The organism is Vibrio sp. FF266, assembly GCF_041439695.1.
Classification (GTDB): domain Bacteria; phylum Pseudomonadota; class Gammaproteobacteria; order Enterobacterales; family Vibrionaceae; genus Vibrio; species Vibrio tasmaniensis_A.
Genome location: NZ_JBGOOO010000049.1, coordinates 17,421 through 27,777 on the forward strand (window position 1 = coordinate 17,421; position 10,357 = coordinate 27,777).

11 protein-coding genes are annotated in these 10,357 nt (G+C 42.3%); 4 read left to right on the plus strand and 7 right to left on the minus strand.

Annotation, left to right across the window (positions count from 1 at the left end; translation table 11 throughout):
- Nucleotides 1-140: 140 nt before the first annotated feature.
- The 3 genes from cydC to trxB form a co-directional block, all read right to left on the minus strand.
- Nucleotides 141-1,862, minus strand: coding sequence for a cysteine/glutathione ABC transporter ATP-binding protein/permease CydC (gene cydC / locus ACED59_RS22055; protein WP_017098636.1), 1,722 nt, complete (start codon nt 1,860-1,862; stop codon nt 141-143).
- The gene (cydD, locus tag ACED59_RS22060; RefSeq protein WP_017098635.1) at nt 1,855-3,639 is read right to left on the minus strand and encodes a cysteine/glutathione ABC transporter permease/ATP-binding protein CydD; all 1,785 of its coding nucleotides are present in this window, start codon (nt 3,637-3,639) and stop codon (nt 1,855-1,857) included. Before cydD ends, cydC begins: the two co-directional genes overlap by 8 nt.
- A 161-nt stretch (nt 3,640-3,800) precedes the next feature.
- The gene (trxB, locus tag ACED59_RS22065; RefSeq protein WP_004733400.1) at nt 3,801-4,760 is read right to left on the minus strand and encodes a thioredoxin-disulfide reductase; all 960 of its coding nucleotides are present in this window, start codon (nt 4,758-4,760) and stop codon (nt 3,801-3,803) included.
- 562 nt (nt 4,761-5,322) lie between these two features.
- On the opposite strand from trxB, the gene ACED59_RS22070 reads away from it, so the two are divergent.
- On the plus strand, nt 5,323-6,351 hold the full coding sequence (locus ACED59_RS22070) for a hypothetical protein (protein WP_017098634.1): 1,029 nt from the start codon (nt 5,323-5,325) through the stop codon (nt 6,349-6,351).
- Entirely contained in the window at nt 6,332-6,457 is a 126-nt protein-coding gene (locus tag ACED59_RS22075; RefSeq protein ID WP_017083874.1) for a hypothetical protein, read from the plus strand. Before ACED59_RS22070 ends, ACED59_RS22075 begins: the two co-directional genes overlap by 20 nt.
- Nucleotides 6,458-6,839: 382 nt before the next feature.
- On the opposite strand, the gene ACED59_RS22080 is transcribed toward ACED59_RS22075, so the two are convergent.
- The 4 genes from ACED59_RS22080 to ACED59_RS22095 all read right to left on the minus strand — a co-directional run bounded on the left by ACED59_RS22080 (nt 6,840) and on the right by ACED59_RS22095 (nt 9,330).
- Nucleotides 6,840-7,202, minus strand: a complete 363-nt coding sequence (locus tag ACED59_RS22080) for a hypothetical protein (protein WP_017083873.1) — start codon at nt 7,200-7,202, stop codon at nt 6,840-6,842.
- Complete coding sequence (locus tag ACED59_RS22085) at nt 7,177-7,338, minus strand: hypothetical protein (RefSeq protein WP_158008979.1); 162 nt, start codon at nt 7,336-7,338, stop codon at nt 7,177-7,179. The genes ACED59_RS22080 and ACED59_RS22085 overlap by 26 nt, the downstream gene beginning before the upstream one ends.
- 118 nt (nt 7,339-7,456) lie before the next feature.
- A complete protein-coding gene (locus tag ACED59_RS22090; RefSeq protein ID WP_017083871.1) occupies nt 7,457-8,890 on the minus strand; it encodes an XRE family transcriptional regulator in 1,434 nt (477 codons plus the stop codon).
- Nucleotides 8,887-9,330 (minus strand): hypothetical protein, encoded by a 444-nt coding sequence (locus ACED59_RS22095; RefSeq protein WP_102556165.1) that lies wholly within the window; start codon nt 9,328-9,330, stop codon nt 8,887-8,889. The genes ACED59_RS22090 and ACED59_RS22095 overlap by 4 nt, the downstream gene beginning before the upstream one ends.
- Nucleotides 9,331-9,819: 489 nt before the next feature.
- Between ACED59_RS22095 and ACED59_RS22100 the strand changes: the two genes are divergently transcribed.
- Together ACED59_RS22100 and tnpB are read left to right on the plus strand one after the other, a co-directional pair.
- Nucleotides 9,820-10,137 (plus strand): hypothetical protein, encoded by a 318-nt coding sequence (locus ACED59_RS22100; protein ID WP_102258483.1) that lies wholly within the window; start codon nt 9,820-9,822, stop codon nt 10,135-10,137.
- Nucleotides 10,134-10,357, plus strand: a 224-nt coding sequence (gene tnpB / locus ACED59_RS22105) for an IS66 family insertion sequence element accessory protein TnpB (RefSeq protein WP_371704970.1), incomplete at its 3' end; no start/stop codon positions are given. The genes ACED59_RS22100 and tnpB, both read left to right, overlap by 4 nt.

The window sequence follows — 10,357 nt, forward strand, 5'->3', positions numbered from 1 at the left end:
GTCAGTGATTTAGTAAAGAGGCTTAAAACCAAACTTGCCTAATAGATTGCTCAAGAGTGAAGATACAAAAACATAAAGACACAAAAAAGCCCGAGTATAAACTCGGGCTTTGAATCGTTTTCTTTATAACTTATGAGGAGCTAGATTGCCTGACGAAGTTGAAAGTAACGCCCTTGTGCATTCAGTAGTGTCTCGTGAGAGCCATGTTCAACAATGTCACCTTGTTCGATCAGAACGATAGAATCCATGGATTCAAGACCAATCAAACGGTGCGTAATGAAGATAACCGTCTTGCCTTCGAAGTGCTTCTCGAACAGCGCCATGATGCTGTGTTCTGTCTGCTTATCCAAGCCTTCTGTCGGCTCATCGAGAAGCAGGATAGGGGCATCATGAAGAATCGCACGTGCAATACCAATACGGCGCTTCTCACCACCAGACAGTTGACGACCACCGTCACCCAACCAGCTATCAAGCGCGTCATTCTCAAGTAGCTTTTCTAGACCAACGTCTTTAAGGATGTTAGTTAGGTGCTCATCGTTGGCATCTGGTTTCGCAATCAACAAGTTGTCGCGTAGGCTGCCATTCAAGATGTCGACACGCTGGCTTACCACACTGATTGATTCACGAAGCTGTGATTCATTCCATTGTGTCAGTTCAATGCCCGCGATTGAGATATAGCCCTTTTTAGGATCCCAGTAGCGAGTCAGAAGCTGAATCAGAGTCGATTTACCAGAACCCGTTTGACCCACAATCGCAACCTTGTGCGTGGCAGGGATCGTTAGGTCAACAGCGTTCAGAACACTGCGCTCAGAGTCAGGGTAGTTGAACGTCACGTTTGAGAACGTAATATCAAGCGGCTTGTTGATGTCGAGTTTCTCTTCAGCAAACTGAACTTCAGGCTCCGACAGAATCACTTCGTTCAAGCGACGAGCAGAAGACAGAGTTTGACCTAAATGCTGGAACGCGCCTGCGATAGGCATCAGCAGTTCAAAACTTGCCATAGTAGCGAACGCCATTAGCGCGATGAACGGGTCTGGTGCATTGCCACCCACACCGTCAGCCGCAAGCCAAAGCATAAGAACCAGCGTCAAACCGTTGAACAGCATTAGCGCTGCTGAAGCCATACCGGTTAGGTTGGCGTTTACAAACTGATTCGCCATCAGCTTGTGTTGCGTTTCTAGAATTGCATTACGGTAACGTTCTTCTGCACCGAATAGAGTCAGTTCGCTGTAGCCTTCAATCCAATCGAGTGTAGTCACACGTAGATCAGCTTTGTTCTGTGTTAGTTCACCGCCGTTACGCTTGCCCAGCTTGTAGAATAAGATTGGCCAAACCAACAGCATGATCAGAAGGATAGAACCCAAGATCAAACCAAGCGAACTATCGAACCACATCAAGAACAGAGTCAGGAAGAAAATCCCGAACACACCCACCGTCACTGGGCTTACTAAACGTAAGTACACGTGATCCATGGCGTCTACATCAGCAACCAAACGGTTGAGAAGGTCAGCATCTCGAAGGTTTGAGATACGACCTGGGATCAGCGGAGCCAGCTTCTTGAAGAAGAAGATACGCAGATCAGTTAACAATTTGAATGTTGCATTATGGCTGACAACACGTTCACCCCAACGACCCGCAGTACGGCTCATTGCCAAACCACGTACACCACCACCCGGCAGCATGTAGTTGAAGGTTTCACGCGCAATCGTAAGGCCTGCAACCGCAGAAGCTGAAATGAACCAGCCTGATAGCGTTAACAAGCCGATAGAAGCCGACAGAGTAGCAAAAGCCAATAGCATGCCTAGCGATAGGCCAAACCAATGCTTTTTATAGAGTTTCAGGTAAGGCAGTAAATCACGCATCTAAATTACCCTTATTATCTTGTTGAGCTAAGTTCGCGTTCAGCATCTCTTCAAACAAACCACCCGCAGTCGAAAGCTGAGAGTAATGACCTTGTTCAACCAGACCACCATCGCGCATAACCAGAATATTATCGACTGATTTAAGAGGAGCGAGTTGGTGCGTCACAAGTAGGGCAGTGCGGCTTTCAATGTTGCTATTGATGCCTTTCATCACTAACTGTTCGCTACGAGTATCTAGGCTGGCTGTTGGTTCATCTAGCAACCAGAACTGACCGTCTTGAATCATTGCGCGAGCTAGTGCCAAGCGTTGAGATTGACCAACAGACAGGCCACCAGAGCGATCAGAAATCATGTAATCCAAGCCGTGCTCGTTAACGAACTCGCTAGCAAATGATTGCTCTAGTGCGTTTTGAACTGTTTGGTCAGCGATATCGTGCTTACCAAGAGTGACGTTGTCACGAATGCTGCCGTGTAACAACAATGGGTTTTGACCAACCCAACTAATCGTTTTACGCCAAGAGGCTAAGTCTAAGTCACGCAGTTCAACCCCATTGATTTTCAAGCTTCCTTCATAAGGCATGAAACCAAGGATGGCATTGATCAAACTTGTTTTACCCGCACCACTTGGGCCAACTAACGCAGTCGATTGGCGAGTGTTCAGTGCGAACGAGATAGGACCAACCAATTGAACGCCTTCAGAGCTTAACACTTTTAGGTCGGTAGCTTCAATATTAATGCCTTGAGCCGGATCGAGTTGAGTGTCGCCTGATTTAACCTTAGTGATGTCTGTTTCTAAGAACTCGACAATACTTTCGGCTGCGCCAACCGCTTGTTGCTTCGCGTGGTAGAAAGTACCTAAGTCACGCAGAGGTTGGTAAAACTCTGGTGCTAAAATAAGGATAAACAAACCCGCGAATAGCGTAATGCCAACACCGTAGTGACCGAAGTTAAGCTCACCGATGTAGGTGAAACCAAAGTAAACAGCTGTCATCGCGATCGAGATCGACGTGAAGAACTCAAGCACTGCAGAAGACAAGAAAGCAATTTTCAACACATCCATGGTACGCGTTCTGAACACTTCAGATGCACCTTTAAGTACTTCTGTTTCAGCGTTGGTGCGGTCGAATAGACGGATAGTCGTCATTGACTGCAAACGGTCGTAAAAGTGACCTGAAAGACGCTGCAGCGCTTTGAAGTTTTTACGGTTTGCATCGGCGGCTTTCATACCCACAAGTGCCATGAACATCGGCACCAGTGGCGCAGTCAGCAAGAAGATAAGGCCAGCAGCCCAGTTTACTGGGAACACCACAACCAAAATAATGAATGGAATCATTACCGACAGAGACATCTGAGGCAGGTAACGAGAGAAGAAATCTTGCATGTCTTCTACTTGTTCTAGCAACAGCGTTGCCCACGTACCCGCAGGTTTGCCTTTGATATAAGCAGGGCCTAACTCGCGTAACTTATCTAGGATGAGTTGCCTGATGTAGACACGGATCTGTTCACCACAGCGATAACCTGCGATTTCACGTCCCCATGTACAGCCAGCACGGCCAACGACCGATAATGCCAAGCCTGCGAAATGACCAACCAGTTCAGATTTATCGACATTCTCGATGATCAGCTGGTGAAGAATAGAGGCGAGAAGAGCTGCTTGAGCAATTAAGAACACGCTTGAAAGTACGCCAAGGCTAATCGCAATCATAAGCCAGCGTTTCGCTAACTTACTCTGTTGCTTAAGCCACTTGTTCAAGCTGCGTTGTTTTTTCTTATCCATTATGAAGGCTTAATGATAATTATTATTTGTTGAGGGCGGCTAGTATACAAAAGAAAGCCCAGTGGATATACCACTGGGCTCTAGGGATTTACAACAAAATGTGATGACGCCCTGCATCTACTGAGGCGAGAGCACCGATAATCAAATCTGCAATCTCAGATTTACTTATCGTTAAGGCCATCTAGGAAGCGTTCAGCATCCAGTGCAGCCATACAACCTGTACCAGCAGAAGTAATTGCTTGGCGGTAGTTGTGGTCCATTACATCACCCGCAGCGAACACACCTGGGATGCTGGTTTGCGTTGCGTTACCTTCAAGACCAGACTGAACGATGATGTAGTCATCTTTCATGTCGACTTGGCCTTTGAAGATTTCAGTGTTTGGTTGGTGACCGATAGCAATGAATGCACCCATTACTTCGATGTCTTCTGTCTTATCAGACTGAGTATCTTTAATACGAACGCCCGTTACGCCCATGTCGTCGCCTAGAACTTCGTCTAGCGTGCGGTCAGTGTGAAGAACAATGTTGCCGTTCTCTACTTTGTCCATTAAACGCTTCACTAGGATCTTTTCAGCGCGGAACGTGTCACGGCGGTGAACAAGGTGCACTTCAGACGCGATGTTAGACAGGTAAAGTGCTTCTTCAACAGCGGTGTTTCCACCACCCACAACTGCAACTTTCTGGTTGCGGTAGAAGAAACCATCACACGTTGCACAAGCAGAAACGCCACGGCCTTTGAATGCTTCTTCAGAATCTAAACCTAGGTACTTAGCTGATGCGCCCGTTGAGATGATCAATGCATCACACGTGTACTCGCCAGAATCGCCTTTAAGACGGAAAGGGCGGTTTGATAGATCGACTTCGTTAATGTGGTCGAACAGGATCTCTGTTTCAAAGCGCTCTGCGTGCTCTTTCATGCGATCCATTAGAGCAGGACCCGTTAAACCTTCAGCATCACCCGGCCAGTTTTCAACTTCTGTTGTGGTGGTAAGCTGACCACCTTGCTGCATACCGGTAACCAGTACTGGGTTTAGGTTTGCACGAGCAGCGTAAACTGCAGCGGTATAGCCAGCAGGGCCAGAACCAAGAATCAATAAATTACAGTGCTTTACGTCGCTCATGAGGACTCCGAAATTGAAATTGTTTTTATTTATAATCGCTTAGGATTGTATGGAAAATATGGAGGCAATAAAAGGTTAAACAAGGGCTGAAGTGTAATTAATCGTTATACGTTAGAACTTAATCGATCAAATCGACTGTCTTGTATTTCAAGGTGTTAGAATAAATATCAATAGGTTATGGAAAGTTTAACTGCGTATAAAAACATATAACTTTGTATTTCGGGAGATTCTGTCGCCAATTTGTCGCCATAAAATCTTCTCTTTAAGAAGGATAAATTGTTGGAGAGATAAAGATTAAAGTTAATTCGAAGTAGATTCACAGGAAGTTAAACCATCGGCAAGTTCTGGCTAGAAGCAATTTAAGGCGTTTGAGTTAATTTTTACGTTTTAGGTTACGCAAAGCAACTTGAAACTAGAAGTGTTGGGGGATTTATGGTTGTCTTATCTTCTTGTTGCATAACCAAGTATCAATGCTTTACTACCAATGACTGTATTATATTGATAAAATACCGCGAAACGCCAGAAAGTTGGTAATTATGATAGACAATAACGTATCCAAACTATGAAAGTGATTGTTTTATCAGGTGCTGGGCTTTCTGTTCCTTCAGAACTGCCTGCATATGAAGATATTAAAAATACACCTGAATACCAAGCATTCCAAGGAGCTTCACCTTGTGAAGTATTGGCTCTTGTAAAGAAAATTCGGCATAAATATGAGCAATTTTTACCGAATCGAGCACATTACGAATGTATGTATCTCGAAACATATTGTCAATCACTAGGAGTTGAGTTTCTACATTACACTTTAAATATTGATGACTTAATTGAGAAAGCTGGAGGGAGTGCGGTACATCTTCATGGTTGTATAAATGAACCAGACAGTATCGTTCAATGCAAAGATGTCCCTTGTGTAGACCTTTTCAATATTGAGTGGGAAGTAAACGATCTCCTAATAGTACTTGGTGTTAGTAACAATGGTTTTCCTTTAGCTGCATTAGAGGCAAATGCTTTGGCGTCTGGAGCTAAATTTGTAAACTACAACATTGTTTCTAATAGTGAAACTAGTAATCCTACGGTAATCGGTGATGTTTCAGAAGTATTCAAGTTTTTAGATCATCGAAACTTACCACCTATAGAGTTAACAGAAGTTGATTTAGGTTTTATTGTTTATCAAATAGAATGCAACATCATGGAGAGCGAGTACACTGTTTACCTAACTCCGTCGACAGAAGGTGACTTTAGTGATGGTAGGCTGGAGGATACCGAAGACCGAATAGGAATGAAACTCAACGAAAATTGTTTTGAGATTAAGTTTGACTTAAAGTCAAACATCGAAAATCAAACACTCTTTGAGCAACCAGAAAGAGCGATTACTAGACAGCAGTTAAACCTTTTAGGTAGAGTCATAGCAGCTTTGATCCTGTCACATTCGAGAAGTAAAAATGTGATTGTTTATACGGCTTCTGCTGTAGATGAAAGGTTAGTATTGTTCTATAATTTGCTTGCAAGGAAGTACGCAGATCAACTAGAATATGATTCATGGTGTAGTTTTGGCACTGAAGGAATAAATTATGCGTTTAAAAAAAAATGAAGTAACTAACAAACGTAAGCTTGAAGCTATGCGTAAGTTGTCGCAAGCTTGTAATGCTGCAATTAAAGCTGGTAAAGCAAAGAAAATTACTCTTTCTCCGCAATGAGCTATTACTTGTACCTAATTCATAAGACCGGCCATGAGCTGGTTTTTTTGTATTTAAAAACGCCATAACTCTTAGTCAGATTTAACTAGCAAGCAAAATATGTCTAGAAATGGATAGTTAGAGCTTCGTTGTTTGTTGAAGAGGTTATGATAGAAAACTCGTTTAATGGCTAATGAATAGCACTGTTTAGAGCTAAAATGGAGTGTCGTAGTGAAAGCCGCTTCAATTGAAATGAGCTTTGAAAGTATGATTTATAGATTAACATCAAAAAAAGAAAGTAATCAGTTTAGCTAGTAAGCAAAGCTACCGTTACCTTGTCGAAGTTTTCGGAAGCTTTGACTTATAGAACTGATAAATAATCCCTCTTCATTTGAATCTGAGTTTATGCGTGTTGGTAGTGCCTAGTTTGGAATTCAAGCAAAGAACTAACTTCGCGTTTAAGATCGCTGGTTAAACCCCATTGTTTGGCTAGTTTTTCACATTTTGATGTTACTGCTTCAGCGAATTGTAATAATTGGTCACGTAGATTACACAGCTGCTGCTTTACAGCAGTAGGAACACAATTAAACCGCATTAGCTTATCAACCAAGTAACCAGCACGTTTCAAAGCTTCTTTCCTCAAGTGTTCTACAGTCGGTACGAAAGACTCATGCCAAACAGCCAACGCAACTGTTTTAACATCTTCAGGCGATGCATTAGCGAAGTCATTTGATACTAGTCTATTGAATACTCTCTGTGTCTTCATTAGCTTCTAACTCTTTCATGATGGCAATTGCGTGATCTACGTTTAATCGTAGGCTAGCTTCTGTTGCCGAGTATAAAATTGCTTCTTCAGCTTGTTCACTGAATTCTTCGAGCGTGAACAACCATTCCTTATTCAACTATAAGCCTGTTAAATGACAACTAGGTGAAAATAAACAAAAAACGTTTAGTTATTAATGCTCTAACTCCGAACTAAACTGACCTAAAGGCTGGCTTTAAAAAGAATTAAAACTTTACTTACGTGTATATGGCTTGTTCAAAGAACTCTCTATCAAACTCATCCATATCTTCAATGGATATGTGCTCTTTAAGTTTTGAGTTGCACACTTCTCTAGGATCACAGTTTTTTTGTTGTAAGTTGTGAGCGGTTCCCCACCAAGTCGATTTTCGACCGACCTTTCTTTCCATAATGTCATGTTTGTTTGCAACTTGATTCGCCAAGACACCGCAATCTAAATCATATTGCTCTGCTATCTGTATGACAGCATTTTTGAGCCATGCAAGGTTACCATTCGCGCTTGCAAAACACATATTGACGTAATTTTCCGCTTCCATCCCTAATAATACTTTAGAAGCGAACTTGTTAGCTTCGATCTCCTCCTGATCTAGCCTTCTTTCATCACTGGTTTCACTTAACTCAATTAATGAAAATTCACTTAATTCTGGTCGTTGGCTAGCGTGATATAGCTCATGCAGTAAATCAAATGACCAGCGGGAAGTATGGAGTGTCTTTTGTTTGAGTACGACAATATTTCGGTGTGATATTCTCCAGGTTGCGCCATGAAATGCACCTGAATCATTTAAGCCGAGAACGATAACACCTTTATCATAGGCATGAGAAAGTAAAGACTCAAAACTAACATCACCGTACTTGCCGATTATTTCATTTCTGATGATTTCAGCATCTTCATTTAATACTTCTTTAGGCTTGTTGAAGTATCTAATAGCTAATTTAGCAACAGTATAAGCATATTGTGTATATGCGCTTGCGTATTGCTCATTAGCCCCTGCGGGCATCTTAAATCTAGCAACTAATGCTCCATCTCGTCCTATAGATAGAGGTTCATCACCAAGAAGTTGTTCTTTGGTCCACCCAAAAATGGTACTGACTTTCTCACAAACTCTTTCAACCCAAGAATCGCGATCAAAGTTATGTATTTCACGCGGAGCTATCCTCTTTTCAATGAAAGATTCCTCTAACCCGGCATCGGATAACTTAGCTAATAAAAGATTTTTAGTTCGGGATGCTTTCGGTAAAAAGACATCTTCAGTTATCTTTAAGTCTAGAGCTCTAATTATAGAAACGATGGTAGAGAAGCTTGCTGATGAATACTCAGTATTTTCGTATCGTTGTATTTGTTGTTCTTTCATACCTAGCTTTTCAGCAAGATCTTTCTGAGTTAAGCCCAAATATATTCTTGAGCGAATAAGAGCCTTTGGTAAATCAGCAATATTATCGACATCGAAAACAGCAAACTCCCCTGATAAGAGTTGTTCGTACTCTTCTATTTCCTTCAAGAGGTCGTCTCGTTGAAAAATAAGAGCATTTTTTTGTGCTTGCATAAGAAGGGGATGAGTGTCGCTTGTACCCTCTTCAAGAGCATGGATAGTAGTATTGAATTCTTGTACTTGATTTTTCGTTAGTGCGAGTTGTCTTGAGTTTTTAATCATTGCTCACCCCCAATATTAATCGCCACAATTCCCTTTTTTTGACCTGTATTTTTATCTTGTTGGAAAAAGTTAAGGAAGGTCTTACCGCTAGCACCTTCTGGTATTTCTGCTGGGAAAACATCACCTCTATACTTAAGTTCAATCTCATTCCTATGTGCGGGAAGCGCTAGTAGTAAACAAGCGTCTAATTTGTTTGGGTCGACGCCTTGAATGCTCCAAGCCATATCATAATCGCCAGGTATTTCCTTTTCGGTAACAAAGCTGCCATCAACATAAATTAAATTGCACCCTGCTGAGCCCAAGTTCTTGATTAACAAACTTAGCCCATCGAGTAACCATGCTCTTTTGGCGTTGTAACCAAAACGGTCAATCAATTCTTGCATTGAGGCGTAGTGAATACCCTCAGGAAGATTTCCTTGCTCGTTAAACTCAGGAATCATAACCCAACTTTATTGTTGTGTAATCATTGTAGTCTATTTACCTTGAAAGATGAATAAAGTCAATTGGTTTTTTGAGTGGGAGGTGAGTAGGAAATCTAAATTAGGGTAGGAACTAGATCACAGCGTAGGGGCGACAGAATCGCTTGGTGATCACAGATTTGCTGAGGGGCAAGATTTGCTGAGGGGCATCAAACACGAAAATGCCCCTTTATCGCTTAGATTAAATACTCATTCACATGCTGTTAATGCGTATTTTCCCTACCAAAACTTATCCGATAAATATCTCGTTATCATGCAGGTTACCTTGTTTGTTGAATGTTCCTCTCCGTATTAATAATACGGGGAGAAAGATATTATTCTAGTTACGAATTTTGTTAAAAACCCAAAATGGAAAATTAGCTTTCGCATTGTAAGCGCGTCATGAACCCCGCATTCTAATTAACCGGCACGAAGAATAAGATCATCTCTCCAACCCAAAGGAGAGTTGAAATGGCAAAACGACGCACCAACCTAGAATGGCAATCACTGTTTGAGCAATATGAAAGCAGCAGTGTTACCCAACGCGCTTTTTGTGAAGAGCATGGACTGAGTTTATCCACGTTCTTTGCCAAACGGCGTCAACTCCAAACAGCAAACCAATCGGGATCTGTCGGATTTGTTAGAGCCGAAATCGTCGAAAAGACAACCAAGTATCAGGCCCAGATAGCTACGGCTAACATGACACTTCTCATCAATGATGTGGAGCTGAGCATTCCTCAAGGTACGCCAGCGGCCTATCTTGCTGAACTCATTGGAGCGTTGTCATGAAAGGTATGCTCAGCGCGCCAGAGATTTACCTTTATCGTGAAAGCGTCGATTTTAGAAAGTCCATCAACGGTCTTGCAGCGATTGTCGAAAATGATACGGACCTACCTCTTGGCAGCGGTGCTCTATTTCTGTTCACCAATAAACAGCGCGATAAGATTAAGGTGCTGTACTGGGATAAAACAGGCTTCGCCCTCTGGTATAAACGCCTTGAAAAAGCCAA

What these genes read in the sequence shown, in the direction of transcription:
- cydC (WP_017098636.1), bottom strand. Translation starts at nt 1,862, where the DNA reads ATGCGTGATTTACTGCCTTACCTGAAACTCTATAAAAAGCATTGGTTT.
- cydD (WP_017098635.1), bottom strand. Translation starts at nt 3,639, where the DNA reads ATGGATAAGAAAAAACAACGCAGCTTGAACAAGTGGCTTAAGCAACAG.
- trxB (WP_004733400.1), bottom strand. Translation starts at nt 4,760, where the DNA reads ATGAGCGACGTAAAGCACTGTAATTTATTGATTCTTGGTTCTGGCCCT.
- ACED59_RS22070 (WP_017098634.1), top strand. Translation starts at nt 5,323, where the DNA reads ATGAAAGTGATTGTTTTATCAGGTGCTGGGCTTTCTGTTCCTTCAGAA.
- ACED59_RS22075 (WP_017083874.1), top strand. Translation starts at nt 6,332, where the DNA reads ATGCGTTTAAAAAAAAATGAAGTAACTAACAAACGTAAGCTTGAAGCT.
- ACED59_RS22080 (WP_017083873.1), bottom strand. Translation starts at nt 7,202, where the DNA reads ATGAAGACACAGAGAGTATTCAATAGACTAGTATCAAATGACTTCGCT.
- ACED59_RS22090 (WP_017083871.1), bottom strand. Translation starts at nt 8,890, where the DNA reads ATGATTAAAAACTCAAGACAACTCGCACTAACGAAAAATCAAGTACAA.
- ACED59_RS22095 (WP_102556165.1), bottom strand. Translation starts at nt 9,330, where the DNA reads ATGATTCCTGAGTTTAACGAGCAAGGAAATCTTCCTGAGGGTATTCAC.
- ACED59_RS22100 (WP_102258483.1), top strand. Translation starts at nt 9,820, where the DNA reads ATGGCAAAACGACGCACCAACCTAGAATGGCAATCACTGTTTGAGCAA.